The 21,408-nt window shown below is 71.7% G+C and carries 21 protein-coding genes, 1 pseudogene and 1 riboswitch; of the genes and pseudogenes, 14 read left to right on the forward strand and 8 right to left on the reverse strand.

What is annotated here, in order from left to right:
• Nucleotides 1-48: 48 nt before the first annotated feature.
• On the reverse strand, nt 49-1,335 hold the full coding sequence (gene thrC / locus ACZ7EG_RS16585) for a threonine synthase (RefSeq protein ID WP_471078347.1): 1,287 nt from the start codon (nt 1,333-1,335) through the stop codon (nt 49-51).
• 18 nt (nt 1,336-1,353) lie between these two features.
• A riboswitch (SAM riboswitch) is annotated at nt 1,354-1,510 on the reverse strand.
• A 155-nt stretch (nt 1,511-1,665) separates the two neighbouring features.
• On the opposite strand from thrC, the gene ACZ7EG_RS16590 reads away from it, so the two are divergent.
• The 3 genes from ACZ7EG_RS16590 (at nt 1,666) to otsB (ending at nt 5,220) form a co-directional block, all read left to right on the forward strand.
• On the forward strand, nt 1,666-2,610 hold the full coding sequence (locus ACZ7EG_RS16590; protein ID WP_471078350.1) for a glucosyl-3-phosphoglycerate synthase: 945 nt from the start codon (nt 1,666-1,668) through the stop codon (nt 2,608-2,610).
• Between the two features lie 73 nt (nt 2,611-2,683).
• Entirely contained in the window at nt 2,684-4,165 is a 1,482-nt protein-coding gene (locus ACZ7EG_RS16595) for an alpha,alpha-trehalose-phosphate synthase (UDP-forming) (protein WP_471078353.1), read from the forward strand.
• Between the two features lie 242 nt (nt 4,166-4,407).
• Nucleotides 4,408-5,220 (forward strand): trehalose-phosphatase, encoded by an 813-nt coding sequence (gene otsB, locus ACZ7EG_RS16600; RefSeq protein WP_471078828.1) that lies wholly within the window; start codon nt 4,408-4,410, stop codon nt 5,218-5,220.
• Nucleotides 5,221-5,303: 83 nt separating this feature from the next.
• On the opposite strand, the gene ACZ7EG_RS16605 is transcribed toward otsB, so the two are convergent.
• Together ACZ7EG_RS16605 and ACZ7EG_RS16610 are read right to left on the reverse strand one after the other, a co-directional pair.
• Nucleotides 5,304-5,549, reverse strand: coding sequence for a DUF3263 domain-containing protein (locus tag ACZ7EG_RS16605; RefSeq protein ID WP_471078356.1), 246 nt, complete (start codon nt 5,547-5,549; stop codon nt 5,304-5,306).
• Between the two features lie 35 nt (nt 5,550-5,584).
• Nucleotides 5,585-6,838 (reverse strand): ABC transporter substrate-binding protein, encoded by a 1,254-nt coding sequence (locus tag ACZ7EG_RS16610; protein ID WP_471078359.1) that lies wholly within the window; start codon nt 6,836-6,838, stop codon nt 5,585-5,587.
• Between the two features lie 129 nt (nt 6,839-6,967).
• Between ACZ7EG_RS16610 and ACZ7EG_RS16615 the strand changes: the two genes are divergently transcribed.
• From ACZ7EG_RS16615 to ACZ7EG_RS16630, 4 genes are all read left to right on the forward strand, one after another.
• Nucleotides 6,968-7,909: an ROK family protein gene (locus ACZ7EG_RS16615; protein WP_471078362.1), complete on the forward strand. Its 942-nt coding sequence runs from the start codon at nt 6,968-6,970 to the stop codon at nt 7,907-7,909.
• Nucleotides 7,910-7,989: 80 nt separating this feature from the next.
• Nucleotides 7,990-9,120 carry an N-acetylglucosamine-6-phosphate deacetylase gene (nagA, locus tag ACZ7EG_RS16620; protein WP_471078365.1) on the forward strand — a complete coding sequence of 377 codons (1,131 nt, stop codon included), beginning with the start codon at nt 7,990-7,992 and terminating at the stop codon, nt 9,118-9,120.
• Nucleotides 9,121-9,240: 120 nt separating this feature from the next.
• Nucleotides 9,241-10,170: a 1-phosphofructokinase family hexose kinase gene (locus tag ACZ7EG_RS16625; RefSeq protein ID WP_471078368.1), complete on the forward strand. Its 930-nt coding sequence runs from the start codon at nt 9,241-9,243 to the stop codon at nt 10,168-10,170.
• A 142-nt stretch (nt 10,171-10,312) separates the two neighbouring features.
• A complete protein-coding gene (locus ACZ7EG_RS16630; protein WP_471078371.1) occupies nt 10,313-10,669 on the forward strand; it encodes a peptidase inhibitor family I36 protein in 357 nt (118 codons plus the stop codon).
• A gap of 69 nt (nt 10,670-10,738) precedes the next feature.
• Here ACZ7EG_RS16630 and ACZ7EG_RS16635 read toward each other — a convergent pair whose 3' ends face one another.
• Together ACZ7EG_RS16635 and cdgB are read right to left on the reverse strand one after the other, a co-directional pair.
• Nucleotides 10,739-11,677 carry a CBM35 domain-containing protein gene (locus tag ACZ7EG_RS16635; protein ID WP_471078374.1) on the reverse strand — a complete coding sequence of 313 codons (939 nt, stop codon included), beginning with the start codon at nt 11,675-11,677 and terminating at the stop codon, nt 10,739-10,741.
• 117 nt (nt 11,678-11,794) lie between these two features.
• Nucleotides 11,795-13,453 (reverse strand): diguanylate cyclase CdgB, encoded by a 1,659-nt coding sequence (gene cdgB / locus ACZ7EG_RS16640; protein WP_471078377.1) that lies wholly within the window; start codon nt 13,451-13,453, stop codon nt 11,795-11,797.
• A 338-nt stretch (nt 13,454-13,791) separates the two neighbouring features.
• Here cdgB and ACZ7EG_RS16645 point away from each other — a divergent pair, with 338 nt between their 5' ends.
• Entirely contained in the window at nt 13,792-14,376 is a 585-nt protein-coding gene (locus ACZ7EG_RS16645; RefSeq protein WP_471078380.1) for a flavin reductase family protein, read from the forward strand.
• A 46-nt stretch (nt 14,377-14,422) separates the two neighbouring features.
• Nucleotides 14,423-14,620 (forward strand): annotated as a pseudogene (locus ACZ7EG_RS16650) (GNAT family N-acetyltransferase); the annotation flags it as partial.
• A gap of 62 nt (nt 14,621-14,682) precedes the next feature.
• Here the strand turns inward: ACZ7EG_RS16650 and arfB are convergent.
• On the reverse strand, nt 14,683-15,120 hold the full coding sequence (arfB, locus tag ACZ7EG_RS16655) for an alternative ribosome rescue aminoacyl-tRNA hydrolase ArfB (protein WP_352100080.1): 438 nt from the start codon (nt 15,118-15,120) through the stop codon (nt 14,683-14,685).
• A gap of 160 nt (nt 15,121-15,280) precedes the next feature.
• Between arfB and ACZ7EG_RS16660 the strand changes: the two genes are divergently transcribed.
• Complete coding sequence (locus ACZ7EG_RS16660) at nt 15,281-15,856, forward strand: TerD family protein (RefSeq protein WP_471078384.1); 576 nt, start codon at nt 15,281-15,283, stop codon at nt 15,854-15,856.
• 227 nt (nt 15,857-16,083) lie between these two features.
• Here ACZ7EG_RS16660 and ACZ7EG_RS16665 read toward each other — a convergent pair whose 3' ends face one another.
• Entirely contained in the window at nt 16,084-17,526 is a 1,443-nt protein-coding gene (locus tag ACZ7EG_RS16665; RefSeq protein WP_471078830.1) for a M1 family metallopeptidase, read from the reverse strand.
• 7 nt (nt 17,527-17,533) lie between these two features.
• Here ACZ7EG_RS16665 and ACZ7EG_RS16670 point away from each other — a divergent pair, with 7 nt between their 5' ends.
• Entirely contained in the window at nt 17,534-18,034 is a 501-nt protein-coding gene (locus ACZ7EG_RS16670) for a hypothetical protein (RefSeq protein WP_471078387.1), read from the forward strand.
• A gap of 59 nt (nt 18,035-18,093) precedes the next feature.
• Nucleotides 18,094-18,357 (forward strand): hypothetical protein, encoded by a 264-nt coding sequence (locus ACZ7EG_RS16675; RefSeq protein ID WP_471078390.1) that lies wholly within the window; start codon nt 18,094-18,096, stop codon nt 18,355-18,357.
• A 26-nt stretch (nt 18,358-18,383) separates the two neighbouring features.
• On the opposite strand, the gene ACZ7EG_RS16680 is transcribed toward ACZ7EG_RS16675, so the two are convergent.
• Nucleotides 18,384-19,061, reverse strand: coding sequence for a pentapeptide repeat-containing protein (locus tag ACZ7EG_RS16680; protein ID WP_471078393.1), 678 nt, complete (start codon nt 19,059-19,061; stop codon nt 18,384-18,386).
• A gap of 142 nt (nt 19,062-19,203) precedes the next feature.
• Here ACZ7EG_RS16680 and ACZ7EG_RS16685 point away from each other — a divergent pair, with 142 nt between their 5' ends.
• Both ACZ7EG_RS16685 and ACZ7EG_RS16690 read left to right on the forward strand, forming a co-directional pair.
• Complete coding sequence (locus ACZ7EG_RS16685; protein ID WP_471078396.1) at nt 19,204-20,364, forward strand: FAD-dependent oxidoreductase; 1,161 nt, start codon at nt 19,204-19,206, stop codon at nt 20,362-20,364.
• A gap of 44 nt (nt 20,365-20,408) precedes the next feature.
• Nucleotides 20,409-21,392, forward strand: a complete 984-nt coding sequence (locus tag ACZ7EG_RS16690) for a zinc-binding dehydrogenase (protein ID WP_471078399.1) — start codon at nt 20,409-20,411, stop codon at nt 21,390-21,392.
• Nucleotides 21,393-21,408: the final 16 nt, after the last annotated feature.

Genomic DNA, 21,408 nt, shown 5'->3' on the forward strand with positions numbered 1-21,408 from the left:
CCGCGTGGGCGCGACCAGCCCCCACCGGCCCGCAGCGAACAACGACTCTCAGACGAGCCCGGCCTCACGGAACGACTCGAGGTTGGGGCGAATGGTCGCTGTCAGACCCGTGCCCGCCACCGCGTCCAGCGTCTTGAGGCCATCCCCGGTGTTGAGCACCACCGTCGTCTTCGACGGATCCAGCACCCCGCTCTCGATCAGCTTCTTGGTGACACCCACGGTCACCCCACCGGCGGTCTCCGCGAAGATCCCCTCGGTCCGCGCAAGGATCTTGATCGCGTCGACGACCTGCTCGTCGTCGACGTCCTCCACCGCCCCACCGGTCCGCCGCGCGATGTCCAGCACGTACGGCCCGTCCGCCGGATTGCCGATCGCCAGCGACTTGGCGATGGTGTCCGGCTTCTGCGGGCGCACCACGTCGTGCCCGGCCTTGAACGCCGTGGACACCGGCGAACAGCCGAGCGCCTGCGCACCGAAGATCTTGTACGGCTTGTCCTCGACCAGACCGAGCTTGATCAGCTCCTGCAGACCCTTGTCGATCTTCGTGAGCTGCGAGCCGGAGGCGATCGGCACCACGAGCTGGTCCGGCAGCTGCCAGCCGAGCTGCTCACAGATCTCGTACGCCAGGGTCTTGGAACCCTCCGCGTAGTACGGCCGCAGGTTGACGTTGACGAAGCCCCAGCCCTCACCGGCCGGGTCGCCGATCAGCTCGGAGCAGAAGCGGTTCACGTCGTCGTAGTTGCCCTCGATGCCGACGAGCTCGCCGCCGTAGATCGCGGCCATGACGACCTTGCCCTGCTCCAGGTCGTGCGGGATGAACACGCAGGAGCGGAATCCGGCGCGGGCCGCGGCGGCACCCACGGCGCCGGCGAGGTTGCCGGTGGAGGAGCAGGAGAGCGTGGTGAAGCCGAAGGCGCGGGCGGCCTCCAGGGCCTGGGCGACGACGCGGTCCTTGAAGGAGTGCGTCGGGTTGCCGGAGTCGTCCTTCACGAACAGCTTGCCGGCGTCGACACCGAGCTCGCGCGCGAGGTTGTCGGCCTTGACGAGCGCGGTCCAGCCCGGGTTGATGTTCGGCTTGTCCGCCACGTCGGCCGGGACGGGCAGCAGCGGGGCGTAGCGCCAGATGTTCGCGGGTCCCGCTTCGATGCGCTTGCGGAGCTCTTCGGTGTCGTAGGCCGAGAAGTCGTAGGCGATCTCCAGCGGGCCGAAACACTCCTCGCACGCGAAGACCGGGCCGAGGGGCACGCGGTGACCGCACTCGCGGCAGCTCAGCGCGGCGGCGGGGCCGAGGTCTACGGTGGATTCGGTGGTGCTTGCAACAGTCTGCGCAGCCATGTGAGGCGAGGCCCTTTCTCCTCATCTTCCTCACGACGCATCTCGCCGTGAGACGGATTTGGCACCTTCCCGAGCCGGGAGCCTCGCGCGTGTGGTCGCCAGTGACCTACGAGAACCGACTGGAGGGTTGCCGGGGCTTCAACGGGCCGTTTCCCTCTGCCCCTCTGGATGAGCTGTATGTGGTTGTAGACGGCGGGTGACCCCGGACATGCGATGGTCATCCGCCTTGTTCAAGACTGTAACCGACGACCAGGACAGTTGAGATAGTCGTCCGAACCGCGAGATGGATCACGGTCCGTCCCGCCGAGAGTACGCAGAGGAGCCGCCACGGTGCTGGAAGAAGTCGAGCGCTGGCTGAGCACCCGTTCCTGGTCAGCGAACGATCGCCCGCTCCACCAGATCCTCGCCGCCAAGCAGCGAACGGGCCAGACGGTCACCGTCGTGCTGCCCGCGCTCAACGAGGAGGCGACGGTCGGCGACATAGCCGCCGTCATCCGTCACGACCTGATGCGGCAGGTCCCGCTCGTCGACGAGCTGGTCGTCGTCGACTCGGGATCGACCGACCGTACGTCCGAGGTGGCCGCCACCGCGGGCGCGCGGGTGGTGCACCGGGACGAGATCCTCCCGCGTCTACCGGCCGTGCCCGGTAAGGGCGAGGTGCTGTGGCGTTCGCTGCACGTCACCCGCGGGGACATCGTCTGCTTCATCGACGCGGACCTCAGGGACTTCTCGTCCGACTTCGTCTCGGGGATCGTGGGCCCGCTGCTCACGGACCCGGACGTGGACCTGGTGAAGGCCATGTACGACCGCCCCCTCGCCGGCACAGCCGGGCAGGGCGGCCGGGTCACCGAGCTGATGGCGCGCCCGCTGCTCAACATGCACTGGCCGCAGCTGGCCGGCTTCGTGCAGCCGCTCGGCGGCGAGTACGCGGCCCGCCGCTCGCTGCTGGAGCAGCTGCCGTTCCCGGTCGGCTACGGCGTGGAGCTGGGCATGCTGGTGGACGCCCTGCACCTGGTGGGCCTGGACGCCCTCGCCCAGGTGGACGTGGGGGTGCGCAAGCACCGGCACCAGGACGGGCAGGCGCTGGGCCGGATGGCCGCCGCGATCTACCGCACGGCCCAGCTGCGGCTGGCGCGCGGGCATCTGATCCGGCCGTCCCTGACGCAGTTCGAACGGGGTGCGGACGGCTTCGAGCCGCGAACGTACTCCGTGGACACCGAGGAGCGTCCGCCGATGGTGGAGATCGCCGAGTACCAGGCGCGGAGAGCGGCCTGACCGGGACCGTTTTCGGCCGGACCCGGAAGATCCGCACGTTTGAGCGTTTCCGGGCCGGGCTAGGTTGAGGTCTATGGCTTCAACGTACGGTGCTGCACAGGTGCTGGTGGCCTCCAACCGTGGCCCGGTCTCGTACACGGTGGGCGAGGACGGTTCGCTGGACGCCAAGCGGGGCGGCGGCGGGCTGGTCTCCGGGCTCTCGGCGATCGGCTCGGACGCGGACACGCTGTGGGTGTGCTCGGCGCTCTCCGACGGCGACCGGGAGGCGGTGAGGCGCGGAGTCGGCGAGGACGGCGTGCGGATGCTGGACATCCCGGCCGACGTGCACGCCGACGCGTACAACGGCATCGCCAACTCGGTCCTGTGGTTCGTGCACCACATGCTCTACCAGACGCCGCTGGAGCCCGTCTTCGACGCGGAGTTCCGGCGGCAGTGGGCGTCCTACGAGGCGTACAACCGGGCGTTCGCCGAGGCGCTGGCCGAGGAGGCGGCGCGGGGCGCGGCGGTGGTGGTGCAGGACTACCACCTGTGCCTGGTGCCCGGCCTGCTCCGTGAGCTGCGCCCCGACGTCCGGATCGGGCACTTCTCGCACACACCGTGGGCGCCGGCGGAGTACTTCGCGATGCTGCCGGACGACATCCGCGCGCAGCTGGTGTGGGGGATGCTGGGCGCGGACCGGCTGGGGTTCCTCACCTGGCGCTGGGCGCAGGCGTTCATGGCGTGCGCCGGCGCCACGGACAGCGAGCGGATCTTCCCGTCGTGGCCGAGCGGCGCACCGAAGTCCGTCGAGCACACGCCGACCGGGCGTCCCCCGCAGCGCACCACGTGGATCGGCGTGCACGGCCTGGGCGCCGACGCCGACTTCCTGCGCGCCCGCGCCCACGAGGCCGACGTCGCCGAGCGGCTGGCGGCGCTGCGGGAGGAGATCGGCCCTGCTCCGGACGGCGGCGCCCGCCGCACCATCGTCCGGGTCGACCGCACCGAGCTGTCGAAGAACATCGTGCGCGGCCTGCTGGCGTACCGTCAGCTGCTCGACGACCACCCCGAGTGGCGCGAGCGCGTGGTGCACGTCGCCTTCGCCTACCCCTCCCGGCAGGACCTCGCGGTGTACCGGGACTACACGGCCGAGGTGCAGCGGCACGCGGACGAGATCAACGCCGAGTACGGCACGCCGGGCTGGAAGCCGGTCGTACTGCACGTCAAGGACGACTTCGCCCGCTCGCTGGCCGCCTACCGGCTGGCCGACGTGGCCCTCGTGAACCCCATCCGCGACGGCATGAACCTCGTCGCCAAGGAGGTCCCGGTCGTCTCCGACACCGGCTGCGCGCTGGTGCTGTCGCGGGAGGCCGGGGCCCACGAGGAGCTGGGCGAGGACGCGATCACGGTGAACCCCTACGACGTGACGGGCACGGCGACGGCCCTGCACGAGGCGCTGTCGATGCGCCCGGAGGAACGCGCCGAACGCACCAAGCACCTGGCCGCGGCGGCGACGGCCCTGCCACCGGCCCAGTGGTTCCTGGACCAGCTGGAAGCGTTGCGGGGCGAGGGCGGATGAGCAGCCAGACGGGCGGGGGCGCCACGCACGACTCGCCGGCCGAACGGCAGCGGCAGCGGCAGGACGAGCCGGTCGGGCCGGCCGAGGGCGGTGCCACGACCCGGCCGGGCGGGCCGGGCGGGCCGGACGCTCCCGGCCGGCCCGAGCGGCAGCGGCAGGACGAGCCGGCCGGGCCGGCCGGGCGCGGTGCCACGACCCGGCCGGGCGGGCCGGGCCGGCCGGACGCTCCCGGCGCCGAGCCCCTGCCCACACCCGTCACACGGGACGGGCAGGAGGGGCTCGCCGCCCTCCTCGCGCGCCCCGGCAAGGCACTGATCGCCCTTGACTTCGACGGGACGCTCGCGCCGATCGTGGCCGATCCGGAGCGGGCCCGGGCTCACCCCGAGGCACTCCCCGCGCTGGCCGCGCTCGCGCCGAAGGTGGCCGCCGTGGCGGTGATCACCGGCCGGCCCGCCGAGGTCGCGGTGCGCAACGGCGGTTTCGCGGACGCCCCGGGTCTCGAGCACCTCGTCGTCCTCGGCCACTACGGCGCCGAGCGCTGGGACGCCCGCAGCGGCAAGATCACCGCACCCGACCCGCACCCCGGTGTCGACGCGGTCCGCGCCGAGCTGCCCGGGCTGCTCGAAGGGAGCGGGACCTGGGTGGAGGACAAGGGCCGGGCGGTGGCCGTGCACACCCGCCGGGCCGCGGACCCGCAGGCCGCCTTCGAGGCCCTGCGCGAGCCGCTCACCGACCTGGCGACCCGGCACGGCCTGATCGTCGAGCCCGGCCGCATGGTCCTCGAACTGCGCCCACCGGGCATGGACAAGGGCGTCGCCCTCACCGAGTTCGCCCGGGAGATCGACGCCGGCTCCGTCCTCTACGGCGGTGACGACCTGGGCGACCTGCCCGCGTACGCCGCCGTGGACGCCCTGCGCGCGGACGGCACCCCGGGCCTGCTGGTGTGCAGCGGCAGCGACGAGGTGACGGAACTACGAGAACGGGCGGACCTGGTGGTCGACGGCCCGGAGGGTGTCGTGGGCCTGCTGGCAGCACTCGCGAACCGGCTCGGCTGAACGCGCCCCCTCAGGGGCGCGGGGAACTGCGCGACCAGCCACAACGCACCCGCAGCCCGCGACACCCGGAAGCCCCACGGTCCTCAGCGCTCCGACCGACGCCGCTCCCGGACACGCCGCAGCCGATTCACCGTCACCGGATCATGCGCAAGCGCCCGCGCATCGTCCAACAGCGCGTTGAGAAGCTGGTAGTAACGCACAGGCGCGAGCCCCAGCTCCTCCCGTATGGCCCGTTCCTTCACACCGGGCCCGGAGAAGCTGCGGCGTTCGAGCGCGAGGATGTCCCGCTCCCTGCGCCCGAGCCCCTGCCCACCCGTGTCCTCGTCCATGCCCGGCACCGTAACGCCTGCCACCGACAGCGGAGCTACTCCGCGCTGTCTGCCCGGGTCGCCGCCGCCTGGAGGTTGCCGAGGACGCCCGAGGGGCTGCCACCGGGCGCGACGGCCTTGCCGATGCGCTGCTTGACCTGGGAACTGACGTCGGCCCAGGAGGTCTTGCCGACCGGGTAGAGCTCGGAGGACAACAGCTCCTCCAGGAACGGCCTGAGGTGCCGGTCCTCCTCGGATGCGGCCATGGTGCCGGACGCGGAGGAGGTGACCGGCAGCAGGTCGTACTCGCGGGAGAAGTCCAGCACGTTCTTCTCGCTGTAGACGAAGTCGAGGAAGTCGCCCACCTGGTCGCGGTGGCCGTTCTTGCGGAACGCCGTCATCCAGTCGGAGACCCCGAGCGTGGACCTGCTCGGGCCCTCGTGGCCCGGCGTGGGCACCATCCCGTACTTGACGCCGCCCTTGGCGGCGATCTTCATCAGTGACGGATGGCCGTCGAGCATGCCGACCTCGCCCTTGGCGAAAGCGGCGAACGCCGCGGCCCGATTGAGCTCGCCCGGCGCGACCGGCCCGGTCAGGTCCTTGCCGACCAGGTCCTCCTTCAGCCAGGAGAAGGTGTCGATGTTCTCCGGGGAGTCGATGGCGTAGCCGTCGACGCTGTCGGTGTAGCCGCCCCCGCCGCTGAGCATCCACTGCATGGTCTCGGCCTGCGCCTCCTCCGGGCCGAGGGGCAGCGCGTACGGGTACTTCACACCCTCCGCCTTGAGCGCCTCGGCGTCCTCGGCCAGGTCGCTCCAGGACTCGGGCGGGCTGATGCCGGCCTTGGCGAAGAGGGTCTTGTTGTAGAAGAGCACGCGCGTGGAGGCGGCGAACGGCATCCCGTACTGCACGCCCTTCACCTGGCCCGCGGAGGCCAGCTGCCCGACGAAGTCGGCCTGCACGGGTATGGAGAGCAGGTCGTCGGCCTTGTAGAGCTGGTTCTTGGCCGCGTAGTCGGCGTACGCGCCGATCTGCGCCATGTCCGGCGGGTCACCGGCGGCGACCATCTCCCGGACCTTGCGGTCGACGTCGTTCCAGGAGTAGACGCTGACGTCGATCTCGACGTCGGGGTGGTCGGCCTCGTACTCGTCGGCGAGCTTGTCCCAGTACTTCTTCGAGCTGTTGGCCGCGCTGTCGCCGTAGTCGGCGGCGACCAGTTTCAGGGTCACGCCGTCCGAGCCGCCCGTGAGGCCGCAGCCGCCGAGGCCCGCCGTCATGCCCAGTGCGGACACCACCGCGATCGTTCCTGCCATCCGCCGCTGCACTGCTGTTCTTCCCCAACCCCGGCGTCACCGCCGCCGAAACATTTCGATATCCGGAACAAGGTCTACACCACGTGAGTGGACTAGACCTCTCGCGGGTCCCCGGGTCACACTGTTCCCGTGAGACATGTCATCGCCCTCGACGTGGGCGGCACCGGAATGAAGGCCGCTCTGGCCGGGCCGGGGGGCGAGGTGCTGCACCGGGCCCGCCGGGCCACCGGACGCGCCCAGGGGCCGGACGCCGTCGTCGCGGGCATCCTCGACTTCGCCGCCGAGCTCCGCGCGTACGGCACCGAGCACTTCGGCACGCCCGCGTCCGCCGCCGGCGTGGCCGTCCCCGGCATCGTCGACGAGGCCCGGGGCGTCGCCGCCTACGCGGCCAACCTCGGCTGGCGCGACGTCCCCCTGCGCGACCTGCTGGCGCAGCGGCTGGACGTCCCCGTAGCCCTCGGCCACGACGTACGCACCGGTGGCCTCGCCGAGGGCCGGGTCGGCGCGGGCCGGGGCGCGGACCGGTTCCTGTTCGTGGCGCTGGGCACCGGCATCGCGGGCGCCATCGGCGTCGACGGCCGGGTCGAGGCGGGCGCGCACGGCTTCGCGGGCGAGATCGGCCACATCGTCGTGCGCCCCGGCGGGGCCCCCTGCCCCTGCGGCCAGTCCGGCTGCCTGGAGCGCTTCGCGTCGGCGGCGGCCGTGAGCGAGGCCTGGGCCGCGGCCTCCGGCGACCCGGGCGCGGACGCGGCGGACTGCGCGAAGGCGGTGGACTCCGGCGACCCGAAGGCCCGGGCGGTCTGGCAGCAGGCGGTCGACGCCCTCGCTGACGGCCTGGTCACGGCTCTGACGTTGCTGGACCCCCGCACTTTGATCATCGGCGGCGGCTTGGCGGAGGCGGGGGAAACCCTGTTCACGCCGCTCAGGGAAGCGATCCGCGGCCGCATCACCTTCCAGAAACAGCCGACACTCGTCCCGGCGGCGCTGGGGGACAGCGCCGGTTGCCTGGGGGCGGGCCTGCTGGCCTGGGACCTTCTGGCATCGACCGACCGCATGGAGGTAACGCCCTGATGGCATCGCCGCAAGGGGCGCGGGAAACTGCGCGACCAGCCACGACGCACCCGCACCCCGCTACATCGGGGACGCCCACCGTGCTCACCGGCGCGACAGTGGTCCTCCCGACCGGAACCGTCGAACACGGCCAGGTAGCCATGGACGGCACCCGCATCACCCGGGTCACCCCGGAGAACGCCCAGGTCATCGACGTAACAGACCACTACGTGATCCCCGGCTTCGTCGACCTCCACAACCACGGCGGCGGCGGAGCCTCCTTCACCTCCGGGTCGGTCGACGACATCCTCAAGGGCATCCACACCCACCGCCTGCACGGCACGACCACCCTGGTCGCCTCCACCGTCACCGGCGACATGGACTTCCTCACGCGCCGCGCGGGCCTGCTGAGCGAACTCGCCGAGCAGGGCGAGATCGCCGGTGTCCACTTCGAGGGCCCCTTCATCTCCCCCTGCCGCAAGGGCGCCCACTCCGAGGCGCTCCTGCGCGACCCGCACCCCGCGGACGTCCGCAAGCTGATCGACGCGGCCCGGGGCCAGGCCAGGATGCTCACGCTGGCCACCGAACTCCCCGGCGGCCTGGACTCCGTACGGCTGCTCGCCGACCACGGCGTGATCGCGGCGATCGGCCACACGGACGCCACGTACGAGCAGACGGTGGAGGCCATCGACGCGGGCGCCACCGTCGCCACCCACCTCTTCAACGCGATGCCGCCGCTCGGCCACCGCTCCCCCGGCCCGATCGCCGCGCTGCTGGAGGACGAGCGGATCACGGTCGAGCTGATCAACGACGGCACGCACCTGCACCCCGCCGCGCTGCGACTGGCGTTCCACCACGCGGGAGCGGACCGGGTCGCGTTCATCACGGACGCGATGGACGCGGCCGGTTTCGGCGACGGACGCTACTGGCTGGGCCCGCTGGAGGTGGAGGTCGCGGACGGCGTGGCCCGGCTGGTGGAGGACGGCACGATCGCCGGGTCGACCCTCACCCTGGACCGCGCCTTCAAGCGGGCGGTCACCGTCGACGGCCTCTCCGTCGAGGACGCGGTGACGGCCCTCTGCGCCAACCCGGCCCGGCTGCTCGGCCTGGCCGACACGATCGGCTCACTGGAGCCCGGAAAATACGCCGACCTGCTGATCCTGGACTCCGCGTACGAGTTGAAGGGCGTGATGCGCCGGGGCGAGTGGGTGGTCGGTCCCCAACTGGGCTGATCCGTCCCGTAGTCGGCAGACGGTGGCCGGCTCCTGGACTGGGCCGGCCGCCGTCTCTTTGGCATGATCGGGCTACCTGCACGTTCACGTCGGCAAGCGCATCGGGGGAGGTCGGCCCGGGTGATCCTCACGGTCACACTGAACACCGCTCTCGACATCACCTACCGCGTGCGGTCCCTGAGGCCGCACGCCTCCCACCGCGTCTCCGAGGTGACGGAACGCCCCGGCGGCAAGGGGGTCAACGTGGCCCGGGTGCTCGCGGCCCTCGGGCACGAGGTGACGGTGACGGGATTCACGGGCGGGGCGACGGGCCGGGTCGTGCGGGAGAAGCTCGCGGCGGTACCGGGGGTGGTGGACGCGCTGGTCCCGCTCTCCGGGGCGACCCGCCGCACCATCGCCGTGGTCGACGAACGGACCGGCGACACGACCCAGCTGAACGAACCCGGCCCGACGGTCACCCCCGCCGAGTGGTCGGCCTTCCAGCAGGCCTACGCGGACCTGCTCCCGTCCGCCTCCGCGGTGGCTCTGTGCGGCAGCCTGCCGCCGGGTGTCCCGGTGGGCGCGTACGCGGGCCTGGTCCGCACGGCCCGCTCCTTCGCGGTGCCGGTCCTCCTGGACACCAGCGGCGAGCCACTGCGCCGGGGCGTCGCGGCCCGCCCGGACATCATCAAGCCGAACGCCGACGAACTGGCGGAACTGACCGGCTCCCACGAGCCGCTGCGTGCCACCCAGGACGCCCGCCGCCGGGGCGCGGGCGCGGTCGTGGCGTCCCTCGGCCCGGAGGGTCTCCTGGCCGTCACCCGAGAAGGCCGCTGGCGAGCCGTCCCGCCGACCTCACTACGAGGCAACCCGACAGGCGCGGGCGACGCGGTGGTGGCGGGCCTGATCTCGGGCCTGGCGGAACACCTCCCCTGGCCGGACCGCCTGACCCGGGCGACCGCTCTGGCGGCGGCGACGGTGCGGGCACCGGCGGCCGGGGAGTTCGACCGGGGGGTGTACGAGGAGTTGCTGACACGCGTGACGGTGACCAGCGCAGCTTCGGCGGCGTGAGAGCCGCACACTCTCGCCGAGTGTGCCTGCCAGGCAGGCTGGCCGAGAACCGCCCCTCCCCCTCATCTCATCTCCTCCGGATGATTAGATGATCGCTTGTTCCGTGCATGACCAGCACGGGAAGATGCAAGGGGAACCTCACATGAGCATGCTCAAGAAAAGCCTGATGACGGGGGCTGTCGTCGGCGCGTTGCTGTCCGGTGTTTTCGCCACCCCGGCTGCGGCTGCTGATCCCAAGACCTGCCCGCAAGGGAAGGTTTGCGGATGGTCGGGGAAGAACAGGACTGGGACCAGGACCGTCCTGTCTGTAACACCCGGATGCGATACCTTCAAAACCGCTCGGTCCGTCTCGAACCAGACGTCTTACCGCATCGAGTTCTGGCACATCACCCCGGGGACCGGCTGCGGAGTCGGCACCAAGCTGGTCACTCTGAAGCCGCACACCTACTCGGACGACACCCATGGCACCGTCACCGGGATCGGGGTCTACGGAGGTTAGTGCCGCGTAGCCCGAGCCTCACAGGGACGGTCCGCCGATGTACCGGCGGACCGTTCCGCCGTTTGAGCCCTACTGCACCCAGAGCTTGTCGAGGATTGCGTCACACTGGTTGCCCTCGTTGCACGCAAGCTCGATCGTGTTGGTGCCCTTGGCCAGGGTGACCGGAGCCCAGGAAGTCTGCCAGCCCTTTTCCCAGTCGCCCTTCGGTGAGTTGATGAAGTTCTTCAGGCCCATGGGCTGGGTGTTCGCCTTACCGTTCACCAGCAGCGTCGCATTGGCGTCGACACCAGGGATGCTGTAGCGGGCATACAGCCGGTAGTCGCCGGCCTTCTCGATACCGTCGACCGTCCAGGTCACCTTGGCACCGACCTGGTTGAAGCCCGTCACATAGACCCCGCCCTCGGCCTTCGCGCCCTTGAAGTCCGACGCCGTCGTCATGCCGGGGCTGAGCCGCAGCGCCTTCGCGTCGGTCTTCGGGAGATCCTGCTTGGCCGCTCCACCACCCTTGCTGGCCGAAGGGCTCGGCTTCGCGTCCTGGGACTGGGTCGGCTTCGTGCCCACCTCGTCGGACGCGTCGTCCTTGTCCTTGTCACCGCCCAGCATGGCCACACCTATGCCGATGACGACCGCGGCGACCACCGCGATCGCCCCGATCAGCAGGCCCTTGTGGTTCGGGCCGCGGCCGCCCCGGCCGCCACCGCCGCCGGCCGGCATCTGCTGCTGCGCGGTCTGCGCACCGCCCGGCAGCGTCTCCGGCGCCGCGTAGTGCGCGTTCGGCCGGCCGTGGCTCTGGGCAGTCTGCTGGGGGACCTGACCGTAGGGCGCGGTCTGACCGGCCTGCTGCTGACCGTAGGGACGGGTGCCGACCGCCCTGACCCGGTTGACCGAGTTCGGGTAGCCGTAGCCCCCGGACGGCGGCTGGGCTCCGTTGGCCTGCCCGTCGGCGTAGAGATAGCCGAACGGGTCGTCGTCCTCGGGCGTGCTCGCGCCGTTGTTGCCGGGCGTCATCCCTTGGTCTCCTCAGTCAGGTGCGGTGCATGCGGTACACGGGTGAGTTAGCGAGCCTACCCGCTCCCAGAGACCCAAACGGGTGACTCAGACCGCATCAACTCGCTGACCAGGGCTTCACCCGGCGCGTCTGTGCTGTTTGGGACGAGATCGTTTCTCGACGTACATCCGCTCGTCAGCGGATTTCAACACTTCGTCCGCCGTCATTCCACAGTGTGCCCATCCGATGCCGAAGCTGGCACCGACCCGTACGGCCCGGCCCTCGGCGCGGATGGGCTGGATGATCTCGTTGCGGAGGCGGACCGCGAGGTCCTGCGCGTCGGCGCGGCCGAGCCCGTCGGCGAGGATGACGAATTCGTCACCACCGAGCCGGGCGACCGTGTCGCCGTCGCGGACGCCGTTGCTCAGCCGCCGGGCCACCTCGATGAGAACCGCGTCACCCGCGTTGTGCCCGAACCGGTCGTTGATCGACTTGAAGCCGTCGAGGTCGCAGAAGAGCACGGCGAGGCCCTTGGTGCCGTCGTCGTGGCTCCCGTCCGGGGCGACGGTGTGCACATGGTGGTCGTAGGCGTCGTACGGCTCGGCGCCCTGCCGGAAGTCGAAGCCGGGCCCGACCACGTCGAAGGCGGGATGGCCGTAGGCCGCGTCGACGGACTCCACGGCGGTGTGCGGGGATGACGCGCGTTGACAGAGCCGGGCGGACAGCCGGGAGCGCAGCTCCGCGGAGTTCGGCAGGCCGGTGAGCGAGTCGTGCGAGGCGCGGTGGGCGAGCTGGAGCTCGCGGCGCTTGCGCTCCTCGATGTCCTCGACGTGGGTGAGGAGGAAGCGGGGCCCGTCGGCGGCGTCCGCGACGACGCTGTTGCGCAGCGACACCCACACGTATGTGCCGTCCCGGCGGCCGAGGCGGAGCTCCGCGCGTCCGCCCTCCGCCGAGGTGCGCAGCAGGGTGCCTATGTCCTCGGGGTGGACCAGGTCGGAGAAGGAGTAGCGGCGCATCGCGGAGGCGGGGCGGCCCAGCAGCCGGCACAGCGCGTCGTTGGTGCGCAGGATCCGGCCGTGCTGGTCGCCGCCCATCTCGGCGATGGCCATGCCGGAGGGTGCGTACTCGAAGGCCTGCCTGAAGCTTTCCTCGCTCGCCCGCAGGGCCTGCTGCTCGCGCTCCAGCCGGACCAGGGCGCGCTGCATGTTGGCGCGCAGCCGGGCGTTGCTGATCGCGATGGCGGCCTGGAAGGCGTACATCTGGAGCGCCTCGCGGCCCCAGGCCCCGGGCCGGCGGCCGTTGCGCGGCCGGTCCACGGAGAGCACGCCGATCAGCTCGCCGCACGTACCGCTGCCCTTCGGGGCGGGCGCGTACATGGGCGCGAAGAGGCGGTCGGCCGGGTGCCACTCGTCCTCGAAGCGGGGGGCGGGGCCGTCGGTGTACCACTGCGGGACGTCGTCGTCGTCGAGGACCCAGCCCTCGGTGTGCGGTATGAACACCAGGTCGCCCCAGTGCTCGCCCATACCGAGGCGACGCTCCCACGACTCGCGTGAGCCGACACGGCCGGTGATGAGGGCCTCGGCGGCGGGGTTCCCGGCGAAGGCGGCGACGACGAGGTCGCCGTCCGGCCGTACGAGGTTCACGCACGCCAGCTCGTACCCGAGGGCCGCCACGACGCCCTCCGCGACGGTCTGCAGTGTGTCCGCCAGGCTGCGGGCCGTGTTCATGTCGGCCATGACCTGGTGCAGTTGTCGCAGGGACGCAAGACGGACGTAGGGCTCCGACTCGGTCTCCATGCTCGCCCTCCCCCCGAGTACTCGCAGCGATTCAAGGGTTCTCGTCGGCGTATCGCCCTGGCAGCTTCCCCGCCACTGAATCACAGCGCGCTGCTCACTCGGTACACAGGGTCAACAATTCCTGCCCCTTGTGACTCAAGTCACAGGCAAACCTGAACAATTGAGTGGGAGTTTCTGCGTTTTCACGTGCGTCTACCGAACGCAAACTTTGTCAGGTTGCGCACATGTATCTCCCCGGTACCCCTCACGCGACCGCGGATGTCCGCCGATGGTCCTAAGACCGTGATCGGGCGGGGGTCCGATGCGGGGCCCGCGGGGCGGAGATTAGCGTTCCGGGTGTGCCGAAGACTCCCGCTGCCACGTCCCCGATCATTCCGTCGCCCGCCTCCGGGCATGCTGAGGGGGTGAGCAACGACGAGTTCCGCGCCGCCATGTCCCGGCTGGCCTCGGGCGTGGTCCTGGTGGCCGCGAAGGAGCCGCCGCTCGACCCGGACGACCCCACCGCGCCGGGCGGCGAGGACGTGGGCATGACAGCCACGGCCTTCATGTCGGTGTCCCTGGACCCGCCCCTGGTGCTGGTGAGCCTGCGTGAGGGCTCCCGCATGGACGAGCTGCTGGAGGAACGTGACCTGTGGGCGGTCTCGGTCCTCTCCGAGAGCCAGCGGCACATCGCGGGCCGCTTCGCGATGAAGGGCCGCGTCAGCGACCGGCTGCTGTTCGCCGACATCCCTTATACGCGCGGCGAATACACCGACGCCCCGCTGGTCGGCGGCGCTCTGGCCGTCCTGGAGTGCCGCACGGAGCAGCGCGTGCCCGCCGGTGACCACACGCTGGTGATCGGCCGTGTCCTGACCGCCCGGGTGCCGAGCGCCGACGGGGGCCCGCTGACGTACTTCCGGGGCAGGTACCGGCACTTGGGCTGAGGAAACCCGCCGGCCCGGGCGTCTGTCGCCTCCCTAGGGTGCGCGCATGACCACGACCGGCCCGCGCCTCGAAGAGATCACCGCCGCGAATCTCGACACCGCCCTCGGTGTCCGCGTCCGTCCCGACCAGGAGCACGCGGTCGCCCCGGTCGTGAAGTCCCTCGCCGAGGCCTACGTCCGTCCCGGCACCGCCTGGCCCCGCCTGATCGTCGACGGCGACCGCCCGGTCGGCTTCCTCATGGCTCAGTCGTGGAACTGCCCGGGCCCCAGTCGTGGAACTGCCCTGGCCCCAGTCGTGGAACTGCCCTAGCCCCAGTTCCGCGCGGAGCGCCCCTGCTTCGTCTCCGAGCGCTGCTTCTTCTCCCGCAGCCGGCGCTCGTTGATGCCCCGGGGGATCCGGGTCGGCTTGCGGGGCTTGGGCGGGGGCGCCGTGGCCTCGGCCAGGAGCGCGGTGAGGCGTACGGCCGCGGCCTCGCGGTTGCGCCACTGGGAGCGGTGCTCGGAGGACCGCACGGTGACGACCCCGTCGACCAGCCGCCCGGCCAGCCGCTCCAGGGCCCGCTGCTTCCACACCGCGGGCAGCGCCTCGGTCTTCGCCAGGTCGAAGCTCAGCTCGACCTTCGAGTCGCTGGTGTTGACATGCTGCCCGCCCGGCCCCGACGACCGCGAGAAACGCCACATGAGCTCGGCCTCGGGCAGGGAGACGGAGCCGCGGATGACGTGGTGACCGGACATGCCGTCCATGTTCCCGCTTCTGTCCCGTCCACGTCACCCCAATAACGGCGAGTAAAGAAAGTAAAGGACCTGGAACCTCGCGTACCCCTCTCCTCGTTCATGGGGGTAGCTGTAGCTTCGGTGCCGCAGCTTCTTCGCCGCATGTAAACGAGGGAAGGGACTCCCAACAATGGCTGTAAGCCTGTCCAAGGGTGGCAACGTCTCGCTCACCAAGGAGGCTCCGGGCCTGACCGCCGTCACCGTGGGCCTCGGCTGGGACGTCCGCACCACCACCGGCACGGACTTCGACCTCGACGCCTCGGCGATCGCGGTCAACACGCAGGGCAAGGTCTACTCGGACGCCCACTTCGTCTTCTTCAACAACAAGCAGACGCCGGACAACTCCATCGTCCACACCGGCGACAACCGCACGGGTGAGGGCGCCGGCGACGACGAGGCGATCAACGTCAACCTCGCCGCCCTCCCGGCCGACATCGAAAAGATCGTCTTCCCGGTGTCGATCTACGACGCCGAGAACCGCAGCCAGAACTTCGGCCAGGTCCGCAACGCCTACATCCGCATCGTCAACCAGGCCGGCGGTGCCGAGATCGCCCGCTACGACCTGTCGGAGGACGCGGCGACGGAGACGGCCATGGTCTTCGGCGAGCTGTACCGCAACGGCGCCGAGTGGAAGTTCCGCGCGGTCGGCCAGGGCTACGCCTCGGGCCTGGTCGGCATCGCCCAGGACTTCGGCGTGAACGTCTGACGGACACCTGAGCGTTTCACAGGGAAGCCCCCCGGGCCGGACGACCGGCCCGGGGGGCTTCGCCTCAGGTGCGCGGAGCTGTGCCCGTCCGGCGGCTCCGCGGGGCGCGACGAGCCACGACCAACCCCCACCGGACAAGGCGCCCAAGCCCCTGCGGCGCGTCGAAGCCTCCTCCGCTCGGGATACGTCTCCCCAGTGATCCTCGGAGCCGGCCACGTCATCGTGCCTCAGGGCCGCTCCGGCTTCCCCTCTCCGTACAGCCAGTCCTCCCAGACCCCCTCCAGGTCCTTCCCGGGCGCCTGCTTCTCCACGTAGGCCGTGAAGTCGGCGGTATCGGCGTTCCCGTACCGGTACGTCGCCGCCCACCCCTTGAGGATCGAGAAGAACCGGTCGTCCCCGACGGCCTGCCGCACCTTCTGCAGCACCATCGCCCCCCGCCAGTACACGGGCGGGCCGGAGATCCGATCGGCGCTCGGCGGGTCCGCCGGGGGGAACTCCCAGATCTCCTCCCCGGCCTCCTCCGTGTCGAAGTGGTCGCCGGAATACACCGCGTCGAACGTCTCCTGCGCGCTCTTCCCGCCGTGGTCCTCCTCCCACAGCCACTCCGCGTACGTCGCGAATCCCTCGTTGAGCCACATGTCCCGCCAGCTCTCGGGCGTGACGGAGTCGCCGTACCACTGGTGGGCCAGCTCATGGACGAGGAACGTGATGTCGGGGGCGTCGGGGAACACCGGCCGGCTCTGGGTCTCCAGGGCGTAGCCGACGAAGGCCGCGCTGTCGACGATCGCGCCGGTGGTGGAGAAGGGGTACGGCCCGAACCGCCGCTCCGACCACCGCAGTACCTGAGGAAGCCGCCCGAGCACGGGCCGGCTCGCCGCCGCCTCGGCCGGGTCGACGGCCGTGTACACGGGCAGGTCCCCCGCCCGGGAGCGGCTGATGTCGAAGCGGCCGATCGCGAGGGTGGCGAGGTAGCTCGCCATCGGCTCACCGGTGTGCCACACGAACGTCGTACGTCCGCGCGCGGTCGTCTCGCTCCGCAGCTCGCCGTTGGAGACGGCCCGCAGCCCCTTCGGCACGGTCACGGTGAGGTCGTACGCCGCCTTGTCGGAGGGGTGGTGGTTGCCGGGGAACCACGCCATCGAGCCCGTCGGCTCGCCCAGCGCCAGGGCCCCGTCCGGGGTGCGCAGCCAGCCCTCCTCGGAGCCGTCCGGGTCGGTGACGGTCTCGGGCGCTCCGGAGTAGCGGACGGTCACGCGGAACGTGTCGTCCCGGTCGATGTCGTCGTGCGGCCGGACGGTGAGTTCCTGCCCGGCGCGGTTCCAGCGGGCGACCGCGCGGCCGACGGTGATCTGCTCGACCTCCATGCCGAGCAGGTCGAGGTTGAACGCCGAGAGGTCCTTGGTCGCGCGGGCGGTGAGGGTGGCCGTGCCGGTGAGGTGGTGGGCGCCGGGGTCGTAGGCGAGGCGCAGGCCGTAGTGGGTGACGTCGTAGCCGCCGTTGCCGGCCTTGGGGAAGTAGGGGTCGCGGACGCCGGAGCCCCCCGGGGTGCCGTGCACCCCGCCGCAGGCGGTGAGGGCGAGGGCGCAGACGAGCAGGGTGGCTGTCGGCAGCCTGGGGACAAGACGTACAGATCGGGCCACGTCCGCGATCCTACGGGCGCGTGACACCATCACCTCCGTGCTCGACATCGGCTACGCCCTCTCCAACCGCTTCCCCGACCCGCCGCAGACCGACTACCGCCGCGCGGACGTCCGGGCACTGCGGCACGACCTGTTCTGCGGGGACGTCTATCTGGCGGACACCAAGACGGACCACGAGGTGTCCACAGCCTGGGGATGGGTGCCGGTGCTCGACTTCGCGTGGGCGCTGTGCGACATCGTGGAGCGGATCGACCGGGATCCGGCGGGCTCCAGGGCGTCCAGGCCGCAGCGGGCGGAACTGGACTTCACCGAGTCGACGGACCGGATGCTGTTCGAGCGCCGCTTCGGCTGGGTGGACATCGAGGCGGACTGGATGCGCGCGGAGGAGCCCGCCCTCACCGTCTCCCACAGCGCACTGCGCCGCGAGGCACGGGACTTCCTGCACGACCTGATCGCCGACCTCACCGACCTGCACGACGACCTCGCGGAGAACCCGGCGATCTGGACCCTCCTGGCCCGCTTTCCCCGGGTCTCCTGACGCGTTCCGGCGACCGCGATGACACCATCACCGGTGATCAGTACCTGACATGCGGGAGCATGTGGCCCCTGGGACTGCCCGTCCGTCTGCTGTTCCCGCTGTGGGTCCTGATGGCGGAGGCCGACGACGGTTTCCGCCCGCCACGGCGCATCATCTGGCGGGACTCCTCCGGCAGGGCCCACCTGGTTTTCCGCGCGGTGGCCGAGGACTACCGGATGCTGCGGCACGAGCTGGACCCGCGCCTGGTCGAAGCCCTCATGGCGATGCACCACTCCTACGCCCCGGCGGAGGGGGCCGGCTCGCTGGGGTGGTACGAGACCTGAGCCCCTCCGCGATACCGGGCGGCGCGTCAGCCCTCGACGCGGATCCCCCACTGCGCCGCCAGCACCGGCGCCAGATCCAGCAGCTGTGCCGTGCTGATCACCGCCCCCGACAACCGGTCCAGGCCCCGGCTGATCTCCAGGGACGCCGCGCCGCGCAGGTCGACGTCCGTGAGGGTCGCCGCGTGCAGGTCGGCGCCCTTCAGGGCACAGTCCACGAACTCCACACGCTCCAGGCGGGCCCCGCCGAAATCCGGCTCGACCAGGACGCAGCCCTCGAAGACGACGTCTCTGAGCCGGGCCGTGCGCAGGTTCGGATAGTCGAACTTGCCGCCGCGGATCAGCACCCGCTCCAGCACCGCCCCGTGCAACTGGGGTCCGCCGAGCCGGGCGTCGGTCAGCTCCACATCGCGCAGGGTCGCCTCGGCGAGGTCGGTGCCGACGCCCCGGACGCCGGTGAGGGCCGAGTCCAGGAAACGGGCGTGCCGCAGCCGGGTCTCGTCCAGCGCGCAGCCCGTCAGGGCACAGTCCATGAAGCGCGCGCCCGATCCGTCCTGCCCTGAGAGGTCGGCGTCCCGGAACTCCAGCGCGTCGTAGTCCCCGTCCGGCTCCAGCGCACCGCCCTCGTACGGCTCCAGCACCGGCAGCCGCACCTCCGGTCGCCGCGCGCCCTTCACACCCGTACCGCCCGCCGCTCTCCTCGCCATGCCCCCATGCTGCACCCCGCCACTGACAAACGGCCCTGACCTGCACGGACACCGGCGATGTCACATTCCGGCGCCCTCGATCGGTCGTACGTGGGAAAGGCATCCCGGAAGGCGACCCAGACTCCGAGGGAGAACCACAGTCATGCACCGCATCACCGTCATCGGCGGCGGCTTCGCCGGACTGACCGCGGCCATCACCGCTGCCGAGGCCGGCGCCAAGGTCACCCTCCACGAGGCCCACCACACCCTCGGCGGCCGGGCGCGCACCGCCGAGGGCCCGTACCGCACCAACGAGGGCCCGCACGCCCTCTACAACGGCGGCCCGCACTGGGCCTGGCTGAGGCAACGCGACCTCATCGGCCCGCTCGCCCCGCTCCCGCCTCTCGAGGCGGCCCGGCTCCGGCTGCGGCACCAGGGCGCGCTGCGCCGCACCCCGCCCTTCGCCATGCTGAAGCTGCTGCGCCGGACGGGCCGGCAGGCGCCCGTGGACGCCGACTTCCTGACCTGGGCGACGGGCATCGCGGGCGAGGAGGGGGCCCGGGCCGCCGCCCACTACTCGGCGGTCGCCCTGTTCCACCACGACCCCGGTTCGCTGTCGGCCGCGTTCGTGCAGGAGCGGCTGCGCCGGGCCACCAAGCTGCCGCCCGAGGCGCACTACCCGCGCGGCGGCTGGGCGAGCCTCATCGACCGGATGGCCGCCCGCGCCTGGAACCTGGGCGTCCGGATGGAGACCCTGTCCCGCGTCGACTCGCTGCCCACCGACACACCCGTCGTCGTCGCCACCTCCCTCGACGCCGCCCGCCGCCTGCTCCGTGACGACTCCCTGAGCTGGCCGAGCGGCCGTACCGCCCTCGTCGACCTGGCCGTGCGCACCCGGCGCGGGGACGCCTTCGCGGTCTCCGACCTGGACGCACCGGGCTGGCTGGAGCGGTTCACCGCCCAGGACCGCAGCCTGGCCCCGGCCGGGGAGCAGCTGATCCAGGGGCAGATCCCCCTCGCGCCGCACGAGTCCAAGGCCGACGGCACCGCCCGCGCCGAGCAGCTGCTCGACCTCGGATTCCCGGGCTGGCGCGAGCGGCTCACCTGGCGGCGAGAGTCGGTGGCGAAGGGCCGTACGGGCGCGGTCGATCTGCCCGGCACCAGCTGGCGCGACCGGCCGGCCGTGGACCGGGGCGACGGGGTCTACCTCGCCGGCGACCAGGTCGCGGCCCCCGGAGTGCTGTCGGAGGTGTCCTTCAACAGCGCCCTGACGGCGGTCTCCCTGGCTCTCGGCCGGCGCGAGCTTGACCTCAAGCAAGCTTGAGGTTGAAAGCTGGTCGCATCGAACGCCCCGTCAGAGGAGTCGCCATGCACGCCATTCGTCTGCACGTCTTCGGCCCGGCCGAGAACCTCACCTACGAGCAGGTCGAGGACCCCCGGCCGGGCCCCGGGCAGGTGCGTATCGCCGTACGCGCGGCGGGCGTCCACCTCCTGGACGCCGCCCTGCGCGAGGGCATGCCGGGCGGCCCGGCGAACGAGCCGGCGACCCTGCCCACCGTCCCCGGCCGCGAGGTCGCCGGCGTCGTCGAATCCCTGGGCGAGGGCGTCGCCGGGCTGTGGCTCGGCAAGCGGGTCGTCGCCCATCTCGGCTTCGTCCCCGGCGGCTACGCCGAACTGGCCGTCACCGAAGCCGAGCGCCTGCACGAGATCCCCGGGAACCTCGACTTCGCCGAGGCCGTGGCCATGATCGGCACGGGCCGTACGGCGATGGGGATCCTGCAGTTCGCCGACCTCGGCCCCGACGCCGTGGTCGTCGTCCCGGCCGCCGCCGGAGGCATCGGCACCCTCCTCGTGCAGTACGCCAAGAACGCCGGCGCGACCGTCGTGGGCCTCGCGGGCGGGCCGGAGAAGACCGCCCGTGTGCGGGAGGGCGGCGCCGATCTCGCCGTCGACTACAAGGACCCCGCCTGGCCCGCGAAGGTCCGCGCCCACCTCGGCGGCCGGACCGCGACCGTCGTCTTCGACGGCGTCGGCGGGGACATCGCCCGCGAGGCCGTCGCCCTCCTCGGCCCGGGCGGCAGGCACATCGTCTTCGGCTGGTCCGGCGAGGGCATCCGCACCGGCGGCCCCTACCTCGTCGACGGCGTCTCCGAGCAGGTCCTCGGCCCGGCGATGCTGGGGAAGGCCGGCGGACCCGACCCCCTCCGCACCCTCGAACTGCGCGCCCTCACCGAGGCCGCGGCCGGCCGCCTCACGCCGGCGGTACAGCGCTTCCCGCTCCGCGAGGCGGCGGCGGCACACCGGGCGCTGGAGACCCGGGGCACCACGGGAAAGGTGGTTCTGGAGCCGTGAACTCAGGAAGGGGAGG

It is taken from the genome of Streptomyces sp. NPDC037100 (assembly GCF_055606225.1).

Bases quoted from the DNA above. Each gene is read 5' to 3' on its own strand.
- thrC (WP_471078347.1), bottom strand. From the start codon at position 1,335: ATGGCTGCGCAGACTGTTGCAAGCACCACCGAATCCACCGTAGACCTC.
- ACZ7EG_RS16595 (WP_471078353.1), top strand. From the start codon at position 2,684: ATGGCTTCAACGTACGGTGCTGCACAGGTGCTGGTGGCCTCCAACCGT.
- ACZ7EG_RS16605 (WP_471078356.1), bottom strand. From the start codon at position 5,549: ATGGACGAGGACACGGGTGGGCAGGGGCTCGGGCGCAGGGAGCGGGAC.
- ACZ7EG_RS16610 (WP_471078359.1), bottom strand. From the start codon at position 6,838: ATGGCAGGAACGATCGCGGTGGTGTCCGCACTGGGCATGACGGCGGGC.
- ACZ7EG_RS16630 (WP_471078371.1), top strand. From the start codon at position 10,313: ATGAGCATGCTCAAGAAAAGCCTGATGACGGGGGCTGTCGTCGGCGCG.
- ACZ7EG_RS16635 (WP_471078374.1), bottom strand. From the start codon at position 11,677: ATGACGCCCGGCAACAACGGCGCGAGCACGCCCGAGGACGACGACCCG.
- cdgB (WP_471078377.1), bottom strand. From the start codon at position 13,453: ATGGAGACCGAGTCGGAGCCCTACGTCCGTCTTGCGTCCCTGCGACAA.
- arfB (WP_352100080.1), bottom strand. From the start codon at position 15,120: ATGGACGGCATGTCCGGTCACCACGTCATCCGCGGCTCCGTCTCCCTG.
- ACZ7EG_RS16660 (WP_471078384.1), top strand. From the start codon at position 15,281: ATGGCTGTAAGCCTGTCCAAGGGTGGCAACGTCTCGCTCACCAAGGAG.
- ACZ7EG_RS16665 (WP_471078830.1), bottom strand. From the start codon at position 17,526: ATGGTGTCACGCGCCCGTAGGATCGCGGACGTGGCCCGATCTGTACGT.
- ACZ7EG_RS16675 (WP_471078390.1), top strand. From the start codon at position 18,094: ATGTGGCCCCTGGGACTGCCCGTCCGTCTGCTGTTCCCGCTGTGGGTC.
- ACZ7EG_RS16680 (WP_471078393.1), bottom strand. From the start codon at position 19,061: ATGGCGAGGAGAGCGGCGGGCGGTACGGGTGTGAAGGGCGCGCGGCGA.
- ACZ7EG_RS16685 (WP_471078396.1), top strand. From the start codon at position 19,204: ATGCACCGCATCACCGTCATCGGCGGCGGCTTCGCCGGACTGACCGCG.
- ACZ7EG_RS16690 (WP_471078399.1), top strand. From the start codon at position 20,409: ATGCACGCCATTCGTCTGCACGTCTTCGGCCCGGCCGAGAACCTCACC.